This is a genomic window from Micromonospora sp. NBC_01739 (genome assembly GCF_035920385.1).
GTDB lineage: Bacteria > Actinomycetota > Actinomycetes > Mycobacteriales > Micromonosporaceae > Micromonospora.
On the sequence record NZ_CP109151.1, the window covers coordinates 5,116,178 to 5,139,660 of the forward strand.

Here is a 23,483-nt window from a genome sequence, read left to right on the forward strand (position 1 = left end):
TACGCTATGGCCGACATACTGTCGCCCTCGTGGAGATTCCCGTGAAGCTGTCGATCCTCATGCCGGTCTACAACGAGGAAGAGCGTATCGGGGACGCCCTTAAGCAGGCGTTGGCCGTGGAATACCCGTGCGAGATCGAACTCGTCGTGGTCGATGACGGCAGCCGTGACGGCACCTCGGAGGTGCTCGGCCGCGCCGACGACGCCCGGTTGCGCGTGATCACCCACCAGCGCAACGCCGGCAAGGGCGCGGCGATCCGTACGGCGGTCGCCGCCGCCGAAGGTGACTACATGGTCATCCTCGACGCCGACCTGGAGTACGACCCGCAGGACATCCCCAAGCTGCTGGCCCCGGTGCTGGACGGCCGCGCCACGGTCGTCTACGGCAATCGCACCTTCGGCAGCCACAGCGCCTACAGCTTCTGGTACGTGATGGGCAACAAGGGCGTCACCATGGCGGCCAACCTGCTGTTCAACTCCTACATCGGTGACCTGGAGACCTGCTTCAAGCTGATGCCGGTGGCGCTCTACCGCTCGCTCGACGTGCGCTCCCGGGGCTTCGGCATGGAGGCCGAGGTGACCGGCAAGCTGCTGCGTCGCCGCATCCGGCCGTACGAGGTGCCGATCAGCTACCGGGCCCGGGGCCGGGAGGAAGGCAAGAAGATCACCTGGCGGGACGGGGTCGAGGCGCTCTGGATCCTCGGTCGCGAACGCACCCGCCCCCGCCCCGCCGCCCGGCGCTAGACCCCCACCGGGGTGAGGAAGTCGGTCAGCGAGCGGCGCAGTCCGGCCGGGTCCAGCCCGTGCCAGCGCAGATGGTCCTCCGCCGAACCGTAGCGGCGCAGCTCCTCCCGACCGACCCCGAGCGCGAGCAGCCGGTGCGGCCGATCCGCCAGCGCCGCCGTGATCACCCGGGCAGAGGTCCCCGCCAGGTAGGGCTCCACCAGGATCACCTCGGTACCGGCCAGGGCCCGCAGACCGGCGATGTCGAACGGACGCGGCCGATGGGTGTAGGCCACCGTGATCGGCAGATCCGCGACCGCGGCCAGCGCCGCGTCGAGCATCGGACCGACCGCGACCAGCAGGGGCGCCCCCGGACCCGCGTCCCGCACCAGCACCAGATCCCCGGAACCGGCGTACGGCCGGGCGTTGCGGTGCACCGACAGCCGCAGGTACGCCGAGGTGTCGGCGGCCACGGTCGTACGCAGCAGCCCGTCCACCTCGGCCGGGTGACCCGGTACGTGCACGGTCCAGCCGGAGAGGTTGTCGAACAGCGCTACATCGGCCGGGCTGAAGTGGGTGCGCCCGGACTCCGCCCGGTCGAAGGAGGCGCCGACGCTGACCAGCACCGCGCTTACCCCCTGGTGGTCGAGGTCCAGTTTGATCTGCTCGTACGCCCGCTCCACCAGGAAGGGCGCGTAGCTGTGCACGATCGGGCGTAGGCCGGTCAGTGCCAGCCCACCGGCCACCCCCACCATCAACTGCTCCCGGATGCCGACATTGAGCACCCGGTCGGGATGCCGCTCGGCGGCCGGGTCGAACAAGGAAGCGGAGATGTCCGCGAGCACCAGGGCGGTACGCGGATTCTCGGCCAGCAGGGCGGTGGTGGTGTCGACGAAACAGTCCCGCATGATCCGCTCACCGGTCTCGCTCATGACTGCTCCCCGTTGTCGACGACCGCCACCACCAGGTGGGGCCGGTGGCCGTGGTGACCGGTCAGGGCGGCGTACAGGGCCTCCTGGTCGTGCCCGTCGACTGTGGTGGCGGTCCACCCGTTGACGGTGAAGCGGGTGGCCACCCCGCCGGGCCAGCCGTGGGTGGCGGAGGAGTTGTCGACCACGATCGCGGTCAGGTTCGCCAGGCCGACCGCACCGGCGTACGCGATCGCCTCGTGATTGGAGCCCTCGTCCAGTTCGGCGTCGCCCAGCAGGACGTACACCCGGGGGTCGAGCAGGCCCTGGGCACGCAGGCCGAGGACGCTGCCGACGGCCAGGCCGAGACCGTGCCCCAGGGACCCGGAACCGATCTCCACCCCCGGCACCAGCGTGCGGTCCGGGTGGTCACCCAGTCGGCTGTCCGGCCCGGCCTGGTCGTCCAGCCAGTCGGGGGGAATGAAATCCTTCGCGGCCAGCACGGCGTAGTAGCCGGCGACCGCATGGCCCTTGGAGAGCAGGAAGCGATCCCGGTCGGGTTCGTCGACCGTTGCCGGGGTGATCCGCAGGACGCGGTCGTAGAGCACCCACAACACGTCGAGGGTCGAGTAGACCTTCGGGCCGAACTCACGGCCGGCGCGGACCCGTTCCAGCAGCGGAGCGACCGGGTGCCGGCCGTCCAGAGGTGCGGCCGCCTCGGCGATCCGCCTGGTGATGATGGCTGATGAGGACATGCGACTAGCCTGCAAGTTGAAGCAAGGTTCAACACAAGGCGAAAGTGATGCACGAAGCACTCACCATCGGTCAACTCGCCGCCCGCAGTGGGGTGGCCCAGTCCGCGCTGCGCTACTACGAGCGGTTGGGGCTGATCCGGGCCGACCGGACCGGCGGCAACCAACGCCGGTACCACCGCGGGGAGTTGCGCCGGGTCGCCTTCATCCGGATCGCCCAGCAGGTAGGCATCTCCCTGGAGGAGATCAGATCCGCCCTGGACTCCCTGCCCGCCGGGCGTACCCCCACCGCCGAGGACTGGGCGCACCTGTCGACCGCCTGGCGGGAGCGCCTGGATCAGAAGATCAAGTTGCTGCACCGGCTCCGCGACAACCTGGACGGCTGCATCGGCTGCGGCTGCCTGTCCCTGAACCACTGCACCCTCTACAACCCGGGCGACGAACTGGCCGGCGAAGGCCCCGGAGCGCGCCTGACCCTGCCCCGCTGACCGGCCTCAACCGATGGTCAGCAGCACCTTGCCGACGTGGTCGTTCGACTCCACCAGGCGGTGCGCCTCGGCCGCCTCGCTGATCGGCATCCGCCGGTCGATCACCGGCCGGATCCGACCCGCCTCAACCAGCGGCCACACCTGTTCCCGTACCCCACGGACGATGGCACTCTTCTGCTCCAGCGGCCGGGACCGCAGGGCCGTCGCGGCGATGGTGCCCCGCTTGGCCAGCAGCGCGGCGATATCCAGCTCCCCCTTGCGCCCGCCCTGCATCCCGATCGTCACGAGCCGCCCGTCGTACGCCAGAGCGGCCACGTTTCGGCCCAAATACGACGCGCCCATGATGTCGAGGATGACGTCGGCGCCCCCGCCGGAGGTGACCTTGCGGACCTCCTCGACGAAGTCCTGCTCCCGATAGTCGATCAGGTGTGCCGCCCCCAAGGCCCGCAGCCGATCATGCTTGGCCGCCCGCGCCGTCGCCACCACGGTCGCACCCAACGCCGTACCCAACTGGATCGCGAAGGTGCCGATCCCGCTGCCGCCGCCGTGCACCAGCAGGGTCTCGCCCGCCGCCAGCCGGGCCAGTTGAACCACATTGGACCAGACCGTCGACGCCACCTCCGGCAACGCGGCGGCGTCCACCAGATCAACCCCATCCGGTACGGGCAGCAGCTGCCCCGCCGCGACCGCCACCCGCTCGGCGTACCCGCCACCGGCAAGCAGGGCGCAGACCTGCTGCCCCACAAACCAGTCGTGCACCTCGGAGCCGACCTCGACGATCACCCCCGAGCACTCCAACCCGAGATACTCCGAGGCACCCGGCGGTGGCGGGTAATGCCCCTGCCGCTGCAACAGGTCGGCCCGGTTGACCGCAGTGGCCCGTACCTCGACCAGCACCTCGCCCGGCCCCGGCTGAGGGTCGGGCACCTCGCTCCAGCTCAGCACCTCCGGCCCACCGGGCTCGGTCACGATGATCGCGCGCATGTCCCCAGTCTTACCCGATACGCCCCCGTACCCCACCGGATGGACCTCATCCGGCGGTGAAATGATCATGACGAAACGGATAGCTCCCCCCGTTCGGCGCTCGCCTGGGCGTGGCAGACTAGGCACGGCCGCGCGGCGCGCGGTCCGGGAGGGTTCGCCTAGTGGCCGATGGCGCTGGTCTTGAAAACCGGTAAGGCAGCGATGTCTTCGTGGGTTCGAATCCCACACCCTCCGCTTGCCGGTGATCTCTCAAAGCGCAGCTCGGCCCCGGTCTATGAACCGGGGCTGAGTGCTGGTGGGGGCTCGTGGGGGGTGCCGGGGCGTAGGACTTCGCCACGATCGTTGGGGTCGGCTTCCTGGGTGCCTACACGACCTCTCCACGGAGGAGTGGCACACCTCGGGGCTGCTGCGTAACAACGCCGCTGTCGAGAACTTCAACGTGCTCGGCAGCCTGGGCGTGAGCCGGGTGCTGGCCGCGTTCGGGCTGTGGCTGGGTTGATCTAGAAGGCTGGTCGAAGTCTCTGACCGGCCCGGGAGGACCCACCCGAGGAGCCTGGGGTGTGGGCTTCTGGCTGACACCCGCGCGGGTTTCACGAATGACGGCGCATCACAGGGTATGAAAGGGGCGGCAGAACGCCACCTGCATCGGAAGGACCTGACTCGATGACCCTGGAACGTCCCATCGCCCCGGACCCGTACGAGCTGCTGCCGACGGTCGCCTCGTTCACGCTTACCAGTCAGGACGTCCAGAACGGTGAGCCGATGGATTCGGCGCACGCGCACGGCAGCACCGGCGGCGGCAATGTCTCACCGCAGCTGTCCTGGTCGGGCTTTCCGGCCGAGACCAAGGGTTTCGCGGTGACCTGCTTCGACCCGGACGCGCCGACCGGTAGCGGATTCTGGCACTGGGTAGTGGTGAACCTGCCGGCCGAGGTGACCGAGTTGCCGCGCGGGGCCACGAGCGAGGACCTGCGCGGTGGGTTCACCGTCCGCAACGACTACGGCGAGCAGGGCTTCGGTGGTGCGGCGCCGCCGCCCGGCGACCGCCCGCACCGGTACGTCTTCGCGGTGCACGCGCTCGACGTGGAGCGACTCGACCTCACTCCGGACGCCACCCCGGCCTACGTCGGCTTCAACCTGACCTTCCACACCCTCGCCCGCGCCACCATCCGCCCCACCTACCAGATCGCGGCCTGACCCCTCGTCGCCGACACAGCTGACCAAGAGGTTTGCGTCGACATCCAGCCGGATTCAGACGCAAACCTCTTGATCAACAGGAGAAAGGGCGGGGTCAGGCGGGGGTGCGGGCTACGGCGAAGACGGACTGGCCGAAGGGGGGGAGGAGGAGCTGCTCGGCGGCCTTGGTCGCCGGGAGGACCAGGGTGTCGTAGACCTTCACCATGGGGCCCTCCTTCGGCATCAGGCGGAAGACCTTGGTGGCCATGAAGTAGCCGATCAGGCCGAGGGCGTTCGCGTAGTGGATCTTCTCGACCCGCAGACCGGCCTCGGTCATCGCCGCCGACAGGGTCTTCTTGGTGTAGCGGCGGACGTGGCCGGTGGCGATGTCGGCGGGGCTCATCGCGAACTGAAAGGCCGGCACGATGATGATCACGGCTCCGCCCGGCCGGACCAGCTCACCCATGCTGCGCAGGGCGCCGACGTGGTCCTCGATGTGCTCCAGGACGTTGTACGACACCGCGGCGCTGTAGTCGCCCTGCTCCGAGTGGGGCAGGAGCATCTGGCGGACCTCGATGTTGGGCCGGTCGGAGAGCCGCTCCTTGAGTGAGACCAGGCGGTCCGGGTCGGCTTCGGTGGCCGTGAACCGGGGGAGGCGCTCGGCCCACTCCAGGGCGTAGTCGCCGAGGCCGCTACCGATCTCGATCGGGTTCTCGCCCAGGTAGGGCACGGCCAACTCGACGAACCAGCGTCGGTGGTTGACCGCTGTGGCGAGGCCCTCCAGGACCTCGGACTGCACGCGCTGATCCCCAGTGATTTCTGTCATGCGTCGATTCCTCACGATACGACTCGACCGCGCCAGTACCGACTGAGTGAACCATCCGCCCGGTTGGCGGAATTCTCGGGGCCTGGGGCAGCCGAATTGGTCGGGGCTAGGTGCACGATCGGTGGTGGTCAGCGAACTTGGCAGATGTTACGCGAGTGCCCGGAACCCCGCACGGTGGCCCGATTGGCCGACTACGCTGCGAATTGTTATGACTACTCCTGAATCGGATCGCCCTGTCGAGGATTCCGGGGCGGGAGAGTCGCCGACCACCCCGCCCGGCCGTGGTCGTTTCCGCAGGTCAGGGTGGTTCAAGGACCTGGCCGCGGTGGCGAGTTTCGGGCTGCTGGCCTGCTGGGTGACCGCTCGGATGTGGTGGAATCCGGAACACGGCATTCGGGATAACAAGACAGACATGGCGCAATTCGAGTGGATGATGGCGCACGGCGCTCGGGTGGTCACCGAATTCGCCTACCCCTTCACCTCGGACCGGATGAACGTCCCCGAATCAGTCAATTTGGTGGCGAATACGTCGGTATTGTCTGTTTCGCTGCCAATGACGCCGATCACCCTGGTGTTCGGTACCCGCAGCGCCTTCCTGGTCTTCCTCACCCTGGGCATGATCGCCACGGCCACCTCCTGGTACTTCCTGCTGTCCAGAGTGGTCGTCGGCTCCCGTGGCCCGGCCTGGCTGGGGGCGACCTTCTGCGCGTACGCCCCGGCGATGGTCTCGCACGCGAACGCCCATCCGAACATCGTGGCGCAGTACGTGGTGCCCCTGATCATCTGGCGTACGTTGCGGCTGGCCGACCCGGGCCGCTGGCTGCGCAACGGTCTGCTGCTCGCCCTGGTGATCGTCTGGCAGGCCTTCCTGAACCTGGAGATCCTGCTGATGACCGCGATCGGTGTCGGGGTGGTGATCGTGGCCCTGGCGCTGGGCCGCCCCGAACTGAGAGGGCGGACCCGCACCTTCCTGGCCGGGCTGGGGGTCGCCGCCGGGGTCTCCGCGGTGCTGCTGGCGTACCCCCTCTATGTCCAGTTCTTCGGTCCGGGCGCCTACCACGGGTTGTCCTGGGTGATCCGGGGCTACTCCACCGACCTGGCCTCCTTCGTCGCGTACGCCCGGGAATCGGTGGCCGGGGACGCGCGTAGCGCTACCGGCCTGGCCAAGAACCCCACCGAGGAGAACTCCTTCTTCGGCTGGCCCCTGGTGATCGGTGTGGTCGCGCTGGTCTGGTGGCTGCGACGCAACATCGTGGTGCTCGCGCTGGCCGGCCTGGGTGTGCTCTTCGCGGTGTTCTCCCTCGGCCGGGAGATCCGCTTCGACCGGGAAGGGACCGGCATACCGGCGCCGTGGGCGCTGCTGGAGGACCTTCCGGTGCTGCACTCCGTGGTGCCGACCCGCTGGGCGTTGGCGATCACCCCGATCATCGGGGTGCTGCTGGCCTACGGGGCGGCGCGGGCCCACGAGTTGGCTACCCGCTACCCGGCCCGGCGTCCGCAGATCCGGTTCGCCACGGTGACCGTACTGGCGATGGCCCTGGTGCCGGTGCTGCCCACCCCCCTGCCGACCAAGCGCCTGGAACCGACTCCGGAGTTCGTCACCTCCGGCGCCTGGCGTCCCTATCTGGCCGGCGGGCGCAGCCTGGTCACCCTGCCGCTGCCGGACACCGAGTACGCCGCTCCGCTGCGCTGGTCGGCTCAGACCCGGCTGGAGATGCCGATCGCCCGGGGTTACTTCCTGGGCCCGGACACCCGCCCCGGCAAGGACCGGATCGCCCTGTTCGGCGCGCCGCCGCGCCCGACCAGCAGCTTCATCGCCACCGTACGGCGCAGCGGCGAGGTGCCGCCGGTCACCGCCCAGGACCGCCGGGAGGCGATCGAGGATCTACGGTACTGGCGGGCCGGGGCGGTGGTGCTGGCTCCGCAGCCGAGCGCGGAGGCCCTGCGGCAGGCGATGACCGACCTCACCGGCATCGAGCCGGTGCAGACCGGGGGTGTCTGGCTCTGGGACGTCCGACCGCTGACCGGCTGATCCGGCTCCGTGCCCCGTCAGGAACTGCGGAGGCAGCAGCCTTGGCAGACCTTCGGGTTGGGCAGGGTGAAGGCCAGGCAGCAGGTACGCCGCTGCACGGTCGGCTTGCCGTCCGCGCCCGGCACCAGCTCCACCAGGTCGGCCAGGTCGAGGGCGTCCAGCAGGGTGTCGATCGACTCGACCGTCGAGCCGGGCACGCTGTCGGTGGCCGTCAACAACCCGTAGGCGATGCCGGAGGCCACCGAACCGAGCAGGGTACGGGTGCCGATGCGGACCTCACCCTGGATCGCGGAGACCATCGGGGACAGGTGGGCCTCCAGCAGGGTGGCCCGCAGGGTGGCCAGCAGTTCCTGCTCGTCGGCCACGACCTGGACCTGATGGGGATCGGTGACGGCCAGCGGATCGTTCGGCAGCACCGCCACCCGGGTCGACCGGCGCAGGCCCAGGGTCACCAGGGTGCGCCGGTCGGCGAAGTGGATGAGGGTGGTGTCGGCGTCGAGCAGGGGTACCCGCCGGGCGACCGCCCAGCCGAGCGCCACCGGCAGCGCCGCCCAATAGCTGTAGGCCTTCCAGGCCAGGGCGGCGGAGGCGTGCGGACTGCCACCCCAGAGGCGGGCCGCGGAACCAAGCAGCTCCGGCAGGCGAGTGCCGTCGGTGAGGGTGGTTGCCGAGGCCCAGTCGGTCTCGTCGGGAACCAGCAGCCCCGGGGCCAGCCCGGGAAGGACATCGGTGCCGAACATGGCCCGCAGGGTCGTGGTCACCGGATCCAGGGCGGTCGCCGAGGGTACGGAAACGGGCAGTACCGCTGTCACCTGGTGCACCCCTCTCCGAGAACCTCAACTAAGGCTAGCCTAACCACACTTTACGGGTGGCGGTAACCCCGGAGAGAGCAAGAAACGAAAACTGCCGGTCGCCTGGGACGAGTGATTACCCAGCGTGTTCTTGCGAAAACCCCGCGCAGTATCGGTGTAAATCGCCCAGCAGTCAAGCCTCCTGTCGAGAAGATGCCAGTCCTGTACACGTCTCGCCACTAAACGTGAAACCTAGTACTCCCGGCCACGAGGAAGCTGATGACGATCTCACCGCTCGATCGGGCTGCCGACTCCTTCGCCGCCGAACTCGCCCGCCACCGCACCGAGCGAGGGCTGTCCAAGAAACAGCTGGCCACCCTGATGGGTTTCGACCCGTCGTACGTGAGCCATGTAGAGGGACGGCGACATCGACCCACCGCGGACTTCGCCCGGCGGGCGGAGGCCGTCCTGGACGCCAGCGGCGCCATCTGGCAACGCTTCCGGGAGTACGACCACCTGCGCCACACCCGCGCGGAGCGCGACCCCCGGGAGCCCGACTCGATCGGCCGGTGGATTCCGCCCGGCACCGGGCTGATCGTCGAGAACGAGTTGAGCATCCTCACTTACAGCGAGGACGGATACCGCTGCCTGATCCGCCGGGAGCTGTACAACGCCGGCACCGAGCCGGTCACCCGCTACCTGGTACGGGTCGCCGTGGACCGCTACCCCAACGACCCTGGCCGCTCCAACCGGCACCACCGGGAACGCCCACTGACCTTCGCCGAACTCGGCCTGCGGGCCCACCGTGAGGAGTCCGGTGAACGCGAGGCCATGCACTGGCGGGCCAAGTACGACCGGGACGCCTTCAAGGAGATCTGGCTGCTCTTCGAGAACGGTGAACGACGGTTCCCCCTCTACCCCGGGCACCGCGCCACCATCGAGTACACGTACACCGTCGGGCGGGACAAGTGGGGGCCGTGGTTCCAACGTGCGGTCCGCGTACCGACCCGGCACCTCGCCGTACGTCTGGATCTGCCCGCTGAACTGGACCCGCAGGTCTGGGGCGTGGAGACCTCGCTGTCGGCGGAGGAAGGCCCCCTGCGCCGGGCGGTCGTCCGGCGGGCGGAGGGCGACCGGGCGATCTTCGAGTGGGCGACCGACGACCCACCCCTGAACGCCCGGTACCGACTTCAGTGGCGCTTCCGCGCCCAGCCCGACGCCGAGCCGGAGGGGGAACGGATGCGACCCTCCGAGCGGATGCGCCGACTGGGCATCCTGCAACGCGGCACTGACCTGCTGCGCCAGCCGGCCCGCCCGTTCGACCTGCCCCGCGAGGGACGGGCCGCCCAGGAGGTCATCGACCGCCTGATCGACGCCCTGGCCCGCCTGGACGAACTGCACCCCTTCGCCAAGGGGGTGGGCATCGCCGCCCCGCAACTGGACATCGGCCGGGCCGCGGCGGTGATCCGGCCACCGGACCGGACCGCCGAACCCCTGGTGCTGCTCAACCCCCGGGTGGTCGACTCGGCACCCGACACCGACGAACAGTACGAGGGGTGCCTCTCCTTCTTCGACCATCGGGGATTGGTGCCCCGGCCGCTCCGGATGGACGTGGAACACGCCCAACTCGACGGCAGCCGGGTGATCACCTCGTTCGAGTTCGGCATGGCCCGTCTGGTGGCACACGAGATCGACCACCTGGAGGGCCGGCTGTACGTCGACCGGATGGCCCCCGGAGTGCCGCTGGTGCCGATCGAGGAGTACCGCGACAGCGGCCACCCCTGGCGCTACTGACCAGGTCTCTGCCCGACCACTTTGTTGCACGACCGATGTTGCTGCACGACCACGCCTGGTCCGGGTGGGAACGACGCCGGCCAGGGTGGCGTTTGTTGCTGCACGACCACGCCTGGTCCGGGTGGGAACGACGCCGGCCAGGCGTGGTCGTGCGGGCGGTGCCGGTCCGCCCGATCGGGGGACCGGGGCGCGTGCCCCAGGGGGCAGGGGCACGCGCCCCGGTGCGGGGGGGAGGAAAGCTCTACAGGTTGCCGAAGGTGTCGTACCGGGTGTGCTGCGGCGGGACGTCGTCGGCGGCGAGGACCCGCAGGGTCGACCGCACCATGGCGGCCGAGCCGGAGATGTAGCAGTCGTGGTTCGTCCAGGGGCCGTAGCGGGCCACCACCTCGGAGATGTCCCCGTGCTCCCCGTCGAAGTCCGGATCGTCGCTACAGGCCGCGGTGACCGACAACCACGGGTGGGCGCCCACCAACTCGCGCAACCCGTCCAGCCCGTAGAGGTCGGACTCGGTACGCGCGCCGTAGAAGACATGCACCCAGCGGGTCCGGTTGAAGCTGGTCAGCTCCTCGACCAGGGCCTTGATCGGGGCCAGCCCCACCCCACCGGCGACACAGAGCACGTCCCGATCCGAGGCGGGGTCCAGGGTCATCGAACCCATCGGGGCGGCCACCCGCAGCAGATCCCCCGGCTTCACCCGGCGGACCAGGGCCCCGGAGACCCAGCCGGCCCCCTCGGGGGTACGGACGTGGAACTCCAGCACGTTGTCGTCGTTCGGGGCGTTCGCCACCGAGTAGGTCCGCCACACCCGGGGGTGGTAGCGGGGTGCCTCGATGCTGACGTACTGACCCGCCTTCCAGACCAGCGGATGTTGCAGTGCCCGGCAGGTGAACACGGCGGTGTCCGGACCGTACCGCTCATGGGTGAGCACCTCGGCGTGCCAGAACGGCGGGTTGGCGTCCGAGGCCGCCCCGGCCAGCATCTTCTCGCTGATCGCCGCGTACGCGTCCCGCCAGGCCTGGTCGTACTCCAGATTCCAGCCGTCCCCGGCGGTGCTGCGCAGGGCGTCCAGCAGGGCCACGCCCATGGTGTCGTAGTTCGCCGCCTCGACGTGGTACTTGCGGTGGTCCCGACCCAGCGCGCGGAGGAACTCGTCGAAGCCCTCCGGGTCGTCCACCGTGTGGATCGCCGCGATGATCGCTTCCAGCAGCCGGTCGCCCTGCCCGGCCATCTGCACCGGGAAAAGTGGGCGCAGGTCCGGGTCGAGGAGGAAGAGCCGGGCGTAGAAGTACTCGCTCAGTTGGACCCGGTCGGCCTCGACAAGGGCCCAGCTCTCCTTCAGCAGCCGCGCGAAGTTGTCCACCGGGGGCGCTCCTTCTCTGACGGCGGTTCGGGCCCTCATAGAATGTCCACGGAGCGTGCGTGGTGGTCGCACAGAGTGTGCGATCGCATCATGAGGCCGACTCATCGGCACCCGGATGCCACCCCGGTGGCCGGTCGGGCAGAGTGAAGCGGTGACCGTTGAGCTCACCCGACCGGTTTCCCGCCGGATGCTCGGCACCGAGACGCTGCTGGTGCTGGGCCTCTCCCTCGGCCAGTCGGCCGTCTACGCGACGGTGTCGATCATCGCGAAGCTGACCGCCGAGGGTGGGCTGTCCCGGCAGACCGCCGCCTTGAACACCTCCGCCTCCGCCCGGCCGTACCTCGACCTCACGTACCAACTGCTCGGCATCGCCTTCGCCCTGCTGCCGGTGCTGCTCGCCGTACACCTGTTGGCGCGGGACCCCGGCGAACCGGGGCGGACCCTCGGGGTGGACTTTCGGCGGCCCGGTCCGGACCTGGCCCAGGGTGCCGGGCTGGCGGCGCTGATCGGGTTGCCCGGCCTGGCCCTGTTCTGGGCGGCGGCGCAGCTGGGTATCAACGCCACCCTGGTCCCGGCCGCCCTGCCCGACCTCTGGTGGGCCGTGCCGGTGCTGATCCTGGCCGCCTTCCAGAACTCCATCCTGGAGGAGGTGATCGTGGTCGGCTATCTGATGACCCGGCTGCGGCAACTCCAGTGGCGGGTCGGCGCGATCATCGCCACCAGCGCCCTGCTCCGCGCCTCCTACCACCTCTACCAGGGCTTCGGCGCCTTCATCGGCAACGCCGTGATGGGTGTCGTCTTCAGCTACTTCTATCTACGCACCCGCCGGGTGATGCCCCTGATCATCGCCCACGCCCTGCTGGACATCGTCGCCTTCGTCGGCTACACCCTCGTCCCAGACTCCTGGCTGACCTGGCTTTGACCCCCACTTCAGGGTTGATCAAGAGGTTTGCGTCTGCCGGGCGGCTCGCCGCGACGCAAACCTCTTGATCAACTTTGGCTTCGGGGTGGGCGGAAGGTGGCCAGGGCGCGGGCGGTCAGGCGTTGGAGGGCGGCGGAGTTGCCGGCGGCGGCGGCCAGTGGGGCGGCGCCGGGAATGAGGCGGGAGGCCAGGCGCAGGGCCAGCCAGCCACCCGCCTGGGCGGTCAGGGGACCGGCCAGGCGACCGACCGCCTCGACCGGCCGGGATCCGGGCTCCTCCGCCGCCCGGGCCTCGGCCAGCGCTGAGCGGGCGGTCTCCAGGTCCGGATGCACCAGGGTCAGCACCATAAGCTCCGCCGCCCGATCCGGATGGGCCGGATCCCGGTCGTACGCCGCCGCCAGGTGCAGCACCAGGTTGGCCTGCGACCAGGGCGGCGGCTGCCTTCGGCTTGGGATCCGTGGCCGCTACCGGTTGCGGGTCGGTGGCTGCCTCCGGGGAGGCAGCCCGGTCCGGTCCGGTGGCCTCGGCCGTCGTGGCCTTCGGGAGTGCGGATCTCTTCGCGGGCGTGGCCTTCTTCGGGGTGCGCTGCTTCGCGGTGGCCTTCTTCGCGGCTGCCGGAGCCTGCCTTGCGGCTGAGGGCTCCTGCTGTGCGGCCGGGGACGCCTGTTCTGTTGCCGGAGGCGTCGGCGGGGCCTCGTCGCGTGACCCGCCAGCCTGCCGGGGCGCCCTCGGTCGGGACGTCGAGCCGGTGATCCCGGTCTCATCGATCCGGCCGGGCGTCGGGACGAACGGCGGTGGGGGTGCGGACGACCCGGGCCGGGTCGGGCGCGGCAGCGGTTGCTCCGCGGTGGGTGGCTGGAACAGCACTCCGGGCGCGGCCTTCGTGCGCCGAGGGGGTGCCGAGGGTGCTTCGTCCCGCTGTTCAGGGGCGGGAACGGGGGGTGCCGGGGGCGGCCTGAAGGTCGCCTTCGGGGAGCGCCGAGGTGCCCCCTCAGCGGGTTCGGGGCGGTCCTGCTCGCTGGGCGGCTGCTCCTGCATGTCGATGGAGCGTAGTCCCGAACCCGGCCGCGCACAGTGCATGAAGGGCGGCCCCGGGGGCGGCACCCGGTAGTCGCTTTGCTCCGGGCCGGGCCGGACCTGTATCCTCGGGCGCGGTGGTCTGCAGGCCACCTGGGAGACTTCGCCTAGTCTGGTCTATGGCGCCGCACTGCTAATGCGGTTGGGGTCTTAAAGCCCCTCCCGGGTTCGAATCCCGGAGTCTCCGCGCTAAGGCCGGTTGTGTAGACTGGCCGAGCACCAGCGCCCGTAGCTCAACGGATAGAGCATCTGACTACGGATCAGAAGGTTAGGGGTTCGAGTCCCTTCGGGCGCGCAGACGGGAGAGGCCGCGACCTGCGAGAGCAGAGGTCGCGGCCTTTTTCTTGCAACGGGGTACGCGCACCCGTCGCATGCCAACCCGACCCGGCGCGCACTCCGGATCATCCCAACGGTCGCCGTCGGGTGCCGCTGCCCAGCCGTCTTGGCTCAGCCGCTGTTCGAAGAGTCAGCCATCGTGCAACATCCTGGGGCCGGGCCGTGTAGTCATAGTGTGAAGGTGTCACCATTCCCGTCGGACGACTCCGGGTTCGATGCGTTCGTACGACAGAGCGCCGCCGGGCTCCTGCGCTTGGGCAACATCCTGACGCTGGACCGGAGCGCTGCGGAAGACCTCGCTCAGGAAACCCTGATCCGCGTCGGGCTGGCCTGGCCGAGGTCGCCGCCGCGGCCCTGGGGCCCGTGTCCGACGTGGCGGTCGCGGTGGCGGGCGTCCTGCTGGGTCTGGCGTTCACCGCCGCGCAGACCTACCTGCTGGTCATGGGCAGGCCAGCCACGTGTCAGTGCTTCGGCAAGCGGGAACAGGTTTCCGTACGGACCTGGGGGCGGGCTGCGGCTGTGCTGGTCATGGGACTGGTTCTGCTCCTCGGGTCAGGATGAGACCTGCCGAGGTAGGGGGTTCCGGGCTGCGGAAAGCAGCCCGGACCTCCCGCTTCTTCCGCTGTGGACGAGGGAGACGGTCGGTCGCCTGTTTCAGGGCAGATGTGTGGTCAGGAGTTCGGCTTCCGCCTCGGAATCGGTGAGCCAGGAATGCGCAGGTTTGTGAATCCGCAGCGCGACGAATTCGGTGCATCCCGCCTGCGGGTGAGTGCTGCCGCGCTGATCCGCCCGGGCGACCGGGGCCGAGGATCGGTTAACCTGCCTGGCCATGGGGGTAGCCGAGGACCGTCTGGAGTTGGTCGTCGACCCTGCCCGGCCCACCGGGCGGACCCTGCTGGCGGGGGGAGTCGAGCAGTCGTACGTCGATCTTGAGGATCCCGGGTACCTGCACTTCGAGTACGTCCGTCGGATGGCCGCGGTGGCCGATCTCGCCGCGCCTGCCGGGCGGCCGCTGGCGGTGCTGCACCTCGGGGGCGGTGCGCTGACCCTGCCCCGTTACCTCGCTGCCACCCGGCCCGGCTCGATCCAGACGGTGATCGAGCGGGATCCGGCGGTGGTCGACCTGGTGGCCCGGGAACTGCCTCCCACCCCGGCCGGGATCGAGGTCCGGGTGGCCGACGCCCGGGAGGCGGTCGTCGCCGCCCTCGCCGAGGCGTACGACCTGGTGTTCGCCGACATCTACCGGGCGGCCCGGATGCCGCCGCATGTGACGACGATGGCCTTCGCCGCCGAGGTGGCCCGGGTGCTGCGACCGGACGGCATCTACCTGGTCAACGTGACCGACCTGCCGCCACTGGTGCTCACCCGGGTACAGGCGGCCACCCTGCGGGCGGTCTTCGCCGAGGTGTGTGTCGTCGCCGACCGACGGATGCTGCGTGGCCGGCGGTACGGCAACGTGGTGCTCGCGGCGGCGCTGCGCCCCGACCGGCTACCCCTGGCGCGTCTGGCGGTACGGGCACTGCGTGATCCGCTGCCCGGCGGTCTGCTGCACGGCCCGGCGCTGGACACCTTCATCGCGGGTGCCCGGCCGCGTACCGACGACCCCGAGCAGTGACCTGTTCAGCTGTCGAGCAGTCCCGCGTGGCCCGCGAGCGCTGCCGCCTGGGCCCGGTTGGAGACCCGCAACTTGCGCAGCAGTGCGGCGGACATCCGTTTCACGGTGCGGTCGGAGACGTGCATCTGGTCGGCGATCTCCAGGGTGCTGCAACCGGCGGCGATGGACCGGAGCAGGGCGCGTTCCGCCTCGTCGAGGCCGACCGGCGGGAAGCGGGCGGGTCGGAGCAACGCGCTCAGCAGGTGGGTGGGCAGCACCGCCCACCCCTGGAGGACGGCCAGCAAGGGAGGCAGCAGGGTCTCCGGCTCGGCGCTCTTGGGCAGGTACGCCTCCGCGCCGGCCTCCAGCGCCTGGAGCGGGGAACTGACGTCGTCGGCGTCCGACATCGCCACCACCCGTACCTGGGGGGTGGTTCGCCGGATCGCCGCGATGGCCCGGATCCCTCCCGGGGCCGACAGGTGCAGGTCGACCAGGGCCAGGTCGGGTACGCACCGGCGGACCAGCGAGGCCGCCCCCGCGGCGTCCGCGGTGGAACCCACCACCTGTGCCCGTCCATCGGTGGCGGCGGGAAGTAGCAGTTCCAGGCCGCGCGCGAAGATCGGCTGGCCGTCGATGACCGCTACCCGGATGGGGGAACAGTGTGACATGTTCGCTCCTTCCCGGTTACCAGACCATCATGCGCATTCGCACCGAAGGTGAGGGGCCGTACCGACGGATCCCGATGGCACCGGGTGACCCGTGGGGGTCGTTGAATGGCCCATAAGGGTCAGCCTCCGGGGAAGTGCCCTGGCGTACCTGCTGGGGCCTGAAGCAGAGCATCGCCTGCGGGCCGTCCGTCGCCTGGAGGTGTCCCGTGACCGAGATCGTCCTGCGTCCGCTCGCTGACGCGTTCATGCAGGTGGGTGTCTACGTCGCCGTGATGGTGGCGCTCTTCGGCTGGCTGCGCTGGCGGTACGGGGACCGGGTCACCGACGGGTTGACCCGGCATCGCCGGCTGGGACCCCTGGTCGGGGCGCTGCTGGGGGTGAGTCCGGGCTGCGGCGGCGCGATCATCCTGATGCCGCTGTACGCCCGGGGCAAGGTCTCCTTCGGTACGGTGATCGCCGCCCTGGTCGCGACCATGGGGGATTCCTCGTGGGTGGTGATGGCCTGGAATCCGATGTTCGCCCTCAAGATTCACGCGCTGTTGTTCGCGGTCGGCCTGGTCACCGGGTACGTGGTGGACGCCCTCGGCATCGACCCGGCGCGAGGGATACGCCGCAGGCCTGACGCGGTGCCCACCCCGGTCGGTACTGCCGTGGTGCCCACCCCGGCGGGGTCGGCTCCGGCCCCCGCGCCGGTGGGGTCCTCCGCCGGGTCGGGGGGTGTCCTGGCCGCCGCCGCCGTACCCGACCTGGCCGGTTCGCGCCGGATGTTCGGCGGCCTGCTGCCGCAGGTACCGGCCTCCACGGCCTTCTGGGGGCTGACCGCGCCGGCCTTCGTGGTGTCCGTGCCGGTGCTGTTCCAGCTGGTCGATCCGGCGGTGCTGACCCGGGCCCTGGGCGGGGTCGACCCGTACCTGGCCCTGGGTGTGCTCGGCACCATGCTGGCGACCCTGATCTTCGCCGCCGGTCGGGGGCGGCTGGCGGACGACAGCCTGGAGACCGCTCATCCCCGGTCGATCGGCGCCACCCTGCGGCACAGTGCCCACGAGGCGTCCTTCATCACCGTCTGGGTGGCGGTGGCCTACCTGGCATGGCAGGTGGTCATCAGCACCACCGGGTTCGACGGTTCGCAGATCGCCCTGGGCGGGTTGCTGGGGGTGCTGGTAGGTGCCGGCATCGGCCTGATCCCGGGTTGCGCGGTGCAGATCGTCTTCACCGGCCTGTACGTCAGCGGCGGACTGCCGCTGCCGACCCTGGTGGCCAACGCGATCAGCCAGGACGGCGACGCCCTGATCCCGCTCGCCGCCCTGCGGCGGCACTCCGCGCTGATGGCCACCGTCATCACCACCATCCCGGCGGTGGCGGTCGGGTCGGCCCTGCTGCTCCTGCTCTGACCTCGGTGGCTTTGAGCCCGCAGGTCATACCTGTGGGCTCAGCCCCAGGTACGGGCCGAGCAGTCGACGTAGCCGGGCCAGGGTGTCGGCGGCGATCCCCACCGCCTCGGTCCAGGGGGTGGAGCCGACCTCCTGGCAGGCCCGCACGATGAGCGAGTCGATGAGCTTGGCCATGATGTCCGGCTCCGGCTCACCCAGGTCGGTGAGTGCCTGCCGCAGGGGCCCCTGGAGTTGGGCGTGGAACTGCTCGATCGGGCCCTGCAACAGGCGCGGCTCCACCACCCGGGTCAGTGCCCGGGCCACCGCCTGCTCGGGGCCGGCGAACAGTTCGACATTCGCCTCCACGTATGCCCACACCCGGGTGGCCGCGGTCGGCTCCGCCGACACCCGGGCCAGGACCTGACCGGCCCAGGCCGGGAACACGTCGGCCACGACGGCGGCGAGAAGCTCCTCCGCAGAGGCGAAGTACTGGTAGACGCTGGTACGGGCCAGCCCGGCGTGCCGCCCCACCGCCGCCATGGAGGGCGCCTGCCCGGTCTCCGCGAGCAGGGCGCGTGCAGCGTCCAGCAGGGCCCGCCGTTGCCGGGCGTGGTGCTCGGCGACGCTGGCCGCCTGGATCCGCGGCACGCGCTCCTCCTCGTCGGCAGTTGATCGGGGTGGTGAGGGTCAGACCGCAGCGGTGTGCTCGGCGGGCTGCAGCCTGCCGTCGATCATCTCAAGCACCCGGTCGCAGTGGTGCAGCACCTCGTGGTCGTGGGTGACCATGACGGTGGCCACCCCGTGCTCGTGCGCCTCCCGGGCCAGCAGGGCGACGACGTCCTGGCTGCGCTGACGGTCCAGCGCCGCGGTCGGCTCGTCCACCAGGAGCACCTGCGGGCGGGTGACGAGGGCCCGGGCGATGCCCACCCGCTGCCGCTCGCCGCCGGAGAGCTGGTGGGGTCGCCGGTCCGCCTTGTGGGACATGCCGACCTCGGCCAGCAGTTCCCGCGGATCGCGGGGGTTGGCCACCTTGCCGAAGGTCAGCGGCAGCCGTACCTGGTCGAGGCTGGTCAGGGAGGGGATCAGGTTGCCGCTCTGGAACACGAAGCCGATCCGCTCGCGACGGATCGCGGTGAGCCGGCGCGGGGACTGCGCGCTGAGGTCCAGGTCGTTGAGCCGGATCGTGCCCGAGGTGGGGCTGATCAGGGCTCCGCAGACCGCCAGCAGGCTGGACTTGCCCGCGCCGGAGGGGCCGACGATGGCGACCATCTCGCCCGCGGCGACATCCAGGTTGACCTTGTCGAGGGCGGTGACGGTGTCTTCGCCGTCGCCGTGGACCAGGGTGACGTCGGACAGGGACAGGACGGCGGTCATCGGTTGCCTCCGAGCGCGGTGAGCGGGTCGACGCGAGTGATGCGCAGGACGGCCACGGTGGCACCGACGACGCCCAGGACGAGCAGCAGCACGGTGGCCACGGCGATGGGAGCGGCCTCCAGCGCGAACGGCATGGGGGTGGCCGAGATGGCGGCTCCGGCTGCCACGCCGATGCCGACGCCTACCCCGGCGGAGAGGACCAGGAGCACCACCGACTGCATCAGGCTGTCCCGCAGGAGGTAGCGGGTGCTGGCACCGAGGGCCCGGATCACGGCGATCTCCTGTTTGCGTTGCACGGTGAGCACCGTGAAGAACGCGCCCACCACGAGGGCCGAGATGGCGTAGAGGAAGACCTGGATCAGCTGGAGGGTCGAGGTCTCGGCGGTGTAGCCCGGCGAGGCTCCGAAGGACTGCTCCAGGGTCATCGAGGTGGTGCCGGCGGCCTTGTCCCCGGCCGCCAGGTCGACGTCGGCGCCGTCATCGGCGCGGACCGCGACCGCGGTGATCTCGTTGTAGATGCGATCCGGGGTGGCGTCGCCTGCCCGGACGCCGGCCTTCACCTCCTGCCAGGACCGCAGCGGAAGGTAGCCGATGTCGACGTGACCGAAGGTGTGCTGGTCGGCCAGGATGCCCACCACCTTCAGGGGGGTGCTGGCGGGCTCCAGGGTGATGGTGTCGCCGACCGAGATGCCCAGTTCGGCGGCGGTGGCGCTGATCACCACTTCGCCTTCACCGGCCAGGCGCTGGCCCTCGGCCACTGCCGGGTCCAGGAAGGAACCGACCTCGACCCCGAAGAGGGCCAGGTCGACCTCGATCCCCTGGTTGGTCCGGCCGTTGGCCAGGGTGTTGCCCAGCGGTGCCGCCTCGGCCACGCCCTCCTGGGCCGCCCAGGTGTCCACGGCGCTGGTCTCCACGACGCTGCGGGAGAAGGCCGAGTCCTTGGCGACCTCGTGCTGGAAGGCCAGCGAGGTGACCGGGAGGCGTTTCAGGCCGGAGACTCCGTCGTTGACCAGCCCGACGGAGAGTCCGCTCAACAGCACGGTGAGGATCGCGATCAGGGCGACGACGACGCCCATCAGGGCAAATCGTCCACGGGCGAAGGTAAGTTCGCGTATGGCGAGGAACATGGGCTCACCGAATCCGATAGGTAGCCGACAGCATGTCGGCAAAGATACCGACACCCCTGTCGGGAACTATGGGTCAGACCCACCTTGTGCAGCAATTCACCGAAACTGGGGCTTGCCCCCGGTGCTCCTGTCTGCTGCTTCCGGGTCAGGGCTGGCGCGAGTGGAGGCTCTTTGGGCTCCGTCAACCAGCGAGGGCGGGTACGCGCCGGGGCTGGGCGGGTAGCGCCGGCGGACCAAGTGCTCCTTGGGCCCTCGTTCTCGCGGTCGCCGATGTTAGCGTCCTCATCCGTCTGAACGGACTGGTTCTTCCCTCGGTTGGATGGGCGGGGCCACTGTCACCGATGCGGTGACGATCAGCAGCGGCTGGGCGGCCGGCGTGGGTGCCAGGTGAATCGATGAAACTGGCAAGTTACGACTTGACGAACGGCATGTTATCGCCCACATTCGATGTTCAAGGGTGACGACGCCGAGGCTGGCCGGGCAAGTCTGTTGCGTCCGATCTTGGTTGCGGCGTGCGCCAGGGCATGCGGACGCCGGTGTTAGCGCTAACACCAGTCGGTTTGTCGATGGACTGTGTGCATCGCGGTGCACCCCTGCCGGGTGGGCCGTTCGGGTCCTGGTCATCTTGAAGGAGGAACATGTCTACCTTGGGTAGATCGTCATTGCTCGCGCCACCCCCGGGTCGGAGTCGACGGCGGCTGCTGCGCATGGCTGCGGCCGGCGTGGCGGCGCTGATGGGCGGTGTAGCCGCCGTGGCGGTGGTGTCGACCCCGGCCGCCGCGGCGACGGTCGACACGAACGCGTGGTACGTGCTGCTCAACCGCAACAGTGGCAAGGCCCTGGACGTCTACAACCTGGCCACCAACGACGGCGCGCGGATCACCCAGTGGACGCGCAACAACGGCAACCAGCAGCAGTGGCAGTTCGTCGACTCGGGTGGTGGCTACTACCGGCTGAAGTCGCGGCTGTCCGGCAAGGTGCTCGACATCTACAACTGGTCGACCGCCAACGGCGGCAGCATCGTGCAGTGGACCGACCACAACGGGACGAACCAGCAGTTCCGGTTGGCCGACTCCGACGGTGGCCACGTCCGACTGATCAGCCGGCACAGCAACAAGGTCGTGGAGGTGCAGGGCGCCTCGACCGCCGACGGCGGCAACATCGTGCAGTACGACGACTGGAACGGCGCCAACCAGCAGTGGCAGCTCGTCCGCGTCGACGGGGGCAACAACCCCGACCCCGGCCCCACTACTCCGCCGCCGACCGGCACCTGCAACCTGCCGTCGACGTACCGGTGGTCCTCGACCGGTGCCCTGGCGCAGCCGAGGGCGGGTTGGGTGTCGTTGAAGGACTTCACCCACGCGCCGTACAACGGTCAGCACCTGGTCTACGCCACCACCCACGACACCGGTACGACGTGGGGTTCGATGAACTTCGGGCTGTTCTCGAACTGGAACCAGATGGGTTCGGCCAGCCAGAACCAGATGCCCTTCGCGGCGGTCGCGCCCTCGTTGTTCTACTTCGCCCCGCGCAACATCTGGGTGCTCGCGTACCAGTGGGGTGGACCGGCCTTCTCGTACCGGACCTCGACCAACCCGACGAACGTGAACAGCTGGTCGTCGGCGCAGACCCTGTTCACGGGGTCGATCTCGAACTCGGGTACCGGGCCGATCGACCAGGCGTTGATCGGTGACGACCAGAACATGTACCTGTTCTTCGCCGGGGACAACGGCCGGATCTACCGGGCCAGCATGCCGATCGGGAACTTCCCGGGCAGCTTCGGATCGAACTACACCACGATCATGACCGACACCACGAACAACCTGTTCGAGGGTGTGCAGGTGTACAAGCTCCAGGGCCAGAACCGGTACCTGATGATCGTCGAGGCCATCGGGTCGCAGGGCCGCTACTTCCGGTCCTTCACCGCGACCAGCCTGGGTGGGACGTGGACCCCGCAGGCCGCCAGCGAGAGCAACCCGTTCGCCGGCAAGGCCAACAGCAACGCGACCTGGACCAACGACATCAGCCACGGTGAGTTGATCCGCTCCAACGCCGACCAGACCATGACGATCGACCCCTGCAACCTGCAACTGCTCTACCAGGGCCGGGCTCCGAACTCGGGCGGCGACTACGGCCTGCTGCCGTACCGTCCGGGCGTACTGACCCTGCAACGCTGACGGGTACCACACAACCCCGGGGATGACCTGGGGACGGGCGGGCTCGGCGCAGGCCGGGCCCGCCCGACACGTCAGGTGACCTTGCTCTTGACCTTGTTGACCACCCCCTGCACCAGCCCCGGGTCGGTGCCGTACAGGCGAGGGTCTCCCGGCGGCAGGACCGGCTCCGGGGCGTGCGCGCGGGGTGTCTTGTCGTACCGGAACTCTCCCTTGCCGTCCGGTGCCGGTCCGGCGGCCCAGCGGCCCTGGGCGGCATCCCCGTCGGGGGAGAAGTCGAGATAGGCGTAGCTGAACTCCTCGGTGAAATCCGGGGAGTCGGGGAAGGCGTCCGGCACCGGCATCCCTTCCAGCCCGTCCTCCTTGAGCTGCTCGATGGCCGCCATCCACATGTTCTGGTGCATGGTGTCCCGAGCCAGCAGGAACCGCAGCATCTGCTTGACCCCGGGGTCGTCGGTCATGTTGAACAGGCGGGAGACCTGAAGCCGACCCTGGGCCTCGGCGGTGACATTGAGCTGGAAGTCCGCCATGAGGTTGCCGCTGGCGGTGACGTAGTTGCCGCTCCACGGCATCCCGACACTGTCCACCGGCATCGCACCACCGCCGCCGTGGATGAAGTGCGCCGGGTTGGAGCCCCCGTAGATCGCCCCCACCATCGGGTTGCCCTCGGCGGCCTCCTGTAGGGACAGCGGCGCGTGTTCCAGCAGCCGGGTGATCATCGTGGCGATCATCTCGACATGGCCCATCTCCTCGGTGCCGACATCGAGGAGCAGGTCCTTGTACTTTCCGGGGAGTCGGCAGTTCCAGCCCTGGTAGAGGTATTGGTTGGCGACGGTCATCTCACCCCATTTGCCGCCCAGGACTTCCTGGAGCCGGCGGGCGAACGCGGCGTCGGGCCCGTCCGGCTTGGCCTCGAACTGAAGGTTCTTGGTGTGGCTGAACACGCGTCCTCCTCGTCGTCGAAACACTGTCGAGGTCACTTCCCGCTCCGGCGGCCCCGCTGGGCCA

At 69.8% G+C, this 23,483-nt stretch carries 24 protein-coding genes, 3 tRNA genes and 1 pseudogene; 15 read left to right on the forward strand and 13 right to left on the reverse strand.

Annotation, left to right across the window (positions count from 1 at the left end; all coding sequences use genetic code 11):
- The first annotated feature begins 41 nt into the window (after positions 1-41).
- On the forward strand, positions 42-743 hold the full coding sequence (locus tag OIE53_RS23220; RefSeq protein ID WP_327027361.1) for a glycosyltransferase family 2 protein: 702 nt from the start codon (positions 42-44) through the stop codon (positions 741-743).
- Here OIE53_RS23220 and OIE53_RS23225 read toward each other — a convergent pair.
- Together OIE53_RS23225 and OIE53_RS23230 are read right to left on the reverse strand one after the other, a co-directional pair.
- Entirely contained in the window at positions 740-1,630 is an 891-nt protein-coding gene (locus tag OIE53_RS23225; RefSeq protein ID WP_327027363.1) for a transketolase family protein, read from the reverse strand. The two genes, OIE53_RS23220 and OIE53_RS23225, sit on opposite strands and share 4 nt — an antisense overlap.
- Positions 1,631-1,650: 20 nt before the next feature.
- Positions 1,651-2,385, reverse strand: a complete 735-nt coding sequence (locus tag OIE53_RS23230) for a transketolase (RefSeq protein WP_327023615.1) — start codon at positions 2,383-2,385, stop codon at positions 1,651-1,653.
- Between the two features lie 47 nt (positions 2,386-2,432).
- On the opposite strand from OIE53_RS23230, the gene soxR reads away from it, so the two are divergent.
- Entirely contained in the window at positions 2,433-2,870 is a 438-nt protein-coding gene (gene soxR / locus OIE53_RS23235; protein WP_327023616.1) for a redox-sensitive transcriptional activator SoxR, read from the forward strand.
- 6 nt (positions 2,871-2,876) lie between these two features.
- Here soxR and OIE53_RS23240 read toward each other — a convergent pair whose 3' ends face one another.
- Positions 2,877-3,854, reverse strand: coding sequence for an NAD(P)H-quinone oxidoreductase (locus OIE53_RS23240; RefSeq protein WP_327023617.1), 978 nt, complete (start codon positions 3,852-3,854; stop codon positions 2,877-2,879).
- A gap of 147 nt (positions 3,855-4,001) precedes the next feature.
- Here OIE53_RS23240 and OIE53_RS23245 point away from each other — a divergent pair.
- The 3 genes from OIE53_RS23245 to OIE53_RS23255 all read left to right on the forward strand — a co-directional run bounded on the left by OIE53_RS23245 (position 4,002) and on the right by OIE53_RS23255 (position 5,051).
- A tRNA-Ser gene (locus OIE53_RS23245) sits at positions 4,002-4,088 on the forward strand.
- Positions 4,089-4,149: 61 nt separating this feature from the next.
- The gene (locus OIE53_RS23250) at positions 4,150-4,353 is read left to right on the forward strand and encodes a hypothetical protein (RefSeq protein ID WP_327023618.1); all 204 of its coding nucleotides are present in this window, start codon (positions 4,150-4,152) and stop codon (positions 4,351-4,353) included.
- A 164-nt stretch (positions 4,354-4,517) separates the two neighbouring features.
- On the forward strand, positions 4,518-5,051 hold the full coding sequence (locus OIE53_RS23255; RefSeq protein ID WP_327023619.1) for a YbhB/YbcL family Raf kinase inhibitor-like protein: 534 nt from the start codon (positions 4,518-4,520) through the stop codon (positions 5,049-5,051).
- Positions 5,052-5,145: 94 nt separating this feature from the next.
- Here the strand turns inward: OIE53_RS23255 and OIE53_RS23260 are convergent, their stop codons facing one another.
- On the reverse strand, positions 5,146-5,856 hold the full coding sequence (locus tag OIE53_RS23260) for a class I SAM-dependent methyltransferase (RefSeq protein ID WP_327023620.1): 711 nt from the start codon (positions 5,854-5,856) through the stop codon (positions 5,146-5,148).
- Positions 5,857-6,064: 208 nt separating this feature from the next.
- Here OIE53_RS23260 and OIE53_RS23265 point away from each other — a divergent pair, with 208 nt between their 5' ends.
- Positions 6,065-7,888: a hypothetical protein gene (locus tag OIE53_RS23265; RefSeq protein ID WP_442791353.1), complete on the forward strand. Its 1,824-nt coding sequence runs from the start codon at positions 6,065-6,067 to the stop codon at positions 7,886-7,888.
- Between the two features lie 17 nt (positions 7,889-7,905).
- Here OIE53_RS23265 and OIE53_RS23270 read toward each other — a convergent pair whose 3' ends face one another.
- Entirely contained in the window at positions 7,906-8,628 is a 723-nt protein-coding gene (locus OIE53_RS23270; protein ID WP_327027365.1) for a (2Fe-2S)-binding protein, read from the reverse strand.
- Positions 8,629-8,958: 330 nt separating this feature from the next.
- On the opposite strand from OIE53_RS23270, the gene OIE53_RS23275 reads away from it, so the two are divergent.
- Positions 8,959-10,473 carry a peptide deformylase gene (locus OIE53_RS23275; protein ID WP_327023621.1) on the forward strand — a complete coding sequence of 505 codons (1,515 nt, stop codon included), beginning with the start codon at positions 8,959-8,961 and terminating at the stop codon, positions 10,471-10,473.
- 241 nt (positions 10,474-10,714) lie between these two features.
- Here the strand turns inward: OIE53_RS23275 and OIE53_RS23280 are convergent, their stop codons facing one another.
- Positions 10,715-11,833 carry a globin domain-containing protein gene (locus OIE53_RS23280; protein ID WP_327023622.1) on the reverse strand — a complete coding sequence of 373 codons (1,119 nt, stop codon included), beginning with the start codon at positions 11,831-11,833 and terminating at the stop codon, positions 10,715-10,717.
- Between the two features lie 151 nt (positions 11,834-11,984).
- Here OIE53_RS23280 and OIE53_RS23285 point away from each other — a divergent pair, with 151 nt between their 5' ends.
- Positions 11,985-12,755, forward strand: coding sequence for a CPBP family intramembrane glutamic endopeptidase (locus tag OIE53_RS23285; protein ID WP_327023623.1), 771 nt, complete (start codon positions 11,985-11,987; stop codon positions 12,753-12,755).
- 68 nt (positions 12,756-12,823) lie between these two features.
- Here OIE53_RS23285 and OIE53_RS23290 read toward each other — a convergent pair whose 3' ends face one another.
- On the reverse strand, positions 12,824-13,165 hold the full coding sequence (locus OIE53_RS23290; RefSeq protein WP_327023624.1) for a hypothetical protein: 342 nt from the start codon (positions 13,163-13,165) through the stop codon (positions 12,824-12,826).
- A 763-nt stretch (positions 13,166-13,928) separates the two neighbouring features.
- Between OIE53_RS23290 and OIE53_RS23295 the strand changes: the two genes are divergently transcribed.
- The 4 genes and pseudogenes from OIE53_RS23295 to OIE53_RS23310 all read left to right on the forward strand — a co-directional run bounded on the left by OIE53_RS23295 (position 13,929) and on the right by OIE53_RS23310 (position 14,729).
- Positions 13,929-14,019 (forward strand) — tRNA-Ser (locus OIE53_RS23295).
- Positions 14,020-14,054: 35 nt separating this feature from the next.
- Positions 14,055-14,127: transfer RNA gene (locus OIE53_RS23300), tRNA-Arg, on the forward strand.
- A 216-nt stretch (positions 14,128-14,343) separates the two neighbouring features.
- Positions 14,344-14,508, forward strand: a pseudogene (locus OIE53_RS23305) (SigE family RNA polymerase sigma factor); the annotation flags it as partial.
- Positions 14,509-14,531: 23 nt separating this feature from the next.
- Positions 14,532-14,729, forward strand: a complete 198-nt coding sequence (locus tag OIE53_RS23310) for a MauE/DoxX family redox-associated membrane protein (protein WP_327023625.1) — start codon at positions 14,532-14,534, stop codon at positions 14,727-14,729.
- Positions 14,730-14,822: 93 nt separating this feature from the next.
- Here the strand turns inward: OIE53_RS23310 and OIE53_RS23315 are convergent, their stop codons facing one another.
- The gene (locus tag OIE53_RS23315; RefSeq protein WP_327023626.1) at positions 14,823-14,999 is read right to left on the reverse strand and encodes a hypothetical protein; all 177 of its coding nucleotides are present in this window, start codon (positions 14,997-14,999) and stop codon (positions 14,823-14,825) included.
- On the opposite strand from OIE53_RS23315, the gene OIE53_RS23320 reads away from it, so the two are divergent.
- Entirely contained in the window at positions 14,998-15,783 is a 786-nt protein-coding gene (locus tag OIE53_RS23320; protein WP_327023627.1) for a spermidine synthase, read from the forward strand. The genes OIE53_RS23315 and OIE53_RS23320 overlap by 2 nt on opposite strands.
- 5 nt (positions 15,784-15,788) lie before the next feature.
- On the opposite strand, the gene OIE53_RS23325 is transcribed toward OIE53_RS23320, so the two are convergent.
- On the reverse strand, positions 15,789-16,430 hold the full coding sequence (locus tag OIE53_RS23325; RefSeq protein WP_327023628.1) for a response regulator transcription factor: 642 nt from the start codon (positions 16,428-16,430) through the stop codon (positions 15,789-15,791).
- A 206-nt stretch (positions 16,431-16,636) separates the two neighbouring features.
- Here OIE53_RS23325 and OIE53_RS23330 point away from each other — a divergent pair, with 206 nt between their 5' ends.
- Complete coding sequence (locus OIE53_RS23330) at positions 16,637-17,821, forward strand: putative manganese transporter (RefSeq protein WP_327023629.1); 1,185 nt, start codon at positions 16,637-16,639, stop codon at positions 17,819-17,821.
- Positions 17,822-17,845: 24 nt separating this feature from the next.
- Here the strand turns inward: OIE53_RS23330 and OIE53_RS23335 are convergent, their stop codons facing one another.
- The 3 genes from OIE53_RS23335 to OIE53_RS23345 are packed head-to-tail and all read right to left on the reverse strand — an operon-like array spanning position 17,846 to position 20,250.
- Positions 17,846-18,448: a TetR/AcrR family transcriptional regulator gene (locus OIE53_RS23335; RefSeq protein WP_327023630.1), complete on the reverse strand. Its 603-nt coding sequence runs from the start codon at positions 18,446-18,448 to the stop codon at positions 17,846-17,848.
- Between the two features lie 39 nt (positions 18,449-18,487).
- Positions 18,488-19,174, reverse strand: a complete 687-nt coding sequence (locus tag OIE53_RS23340) for an ABC transporter ATP-binding protein (RefSeq protein WP_327023631.1) — start codon at positions 19,172-19,174, stop codon at positions 18,488-18,490.
- Positions 19,171-20,250 (reverse strand): ABC transporter permease, encoded by a 1,080-nt coding sequence (locus OIE53_RS23345; RefSeq protein WP_327023632.1) that lies wholly within the window; start codon positions 20,248-20,250, stop codon positions 19,171-19,173. Before OIE53_RS23345 ends, OIE53_RS23340 begins: the two co-directional genes overlap by 4 nt.
- Positions 20,251-20,939: 689 nt before the next feature.
- On the opposite strand from OIE53_RS23345, the gene OIE53_RS23350 reads away from it, so the two are divergent.
- Positions 20,940-22,478 (forward strand): non-reducing end alpha-L-arabinofuranosidase family hydrolase, encoded by a 1,539-nt coding sequence (locus OIE53_RS23350; RefSeq protein ID WP_393338955.1) that lies wholly within the window; start codon positions 20,940-20,942, stop codon positions 22,476-22,478.
- A gap of 71 nt (positions 22,479-22,549) precedes the next feature.
- Here OIE53_RS23350 and OIE53_RS23355 read toward each other — a convergent pair whose 3' ends face one another.
- Positions 22,550-23,419, reverse strand: coding sequence for a manganese catalase family protein (locus OIE53_RS23355; protein ID WP_327023634.1), 870 nt, complete (start codon positions 23,417-23,419; stop codon positions 22,550-22,552).
- Between the last annotated feature and the right edge of the window lie 64 nt (positions 23,420-23,483).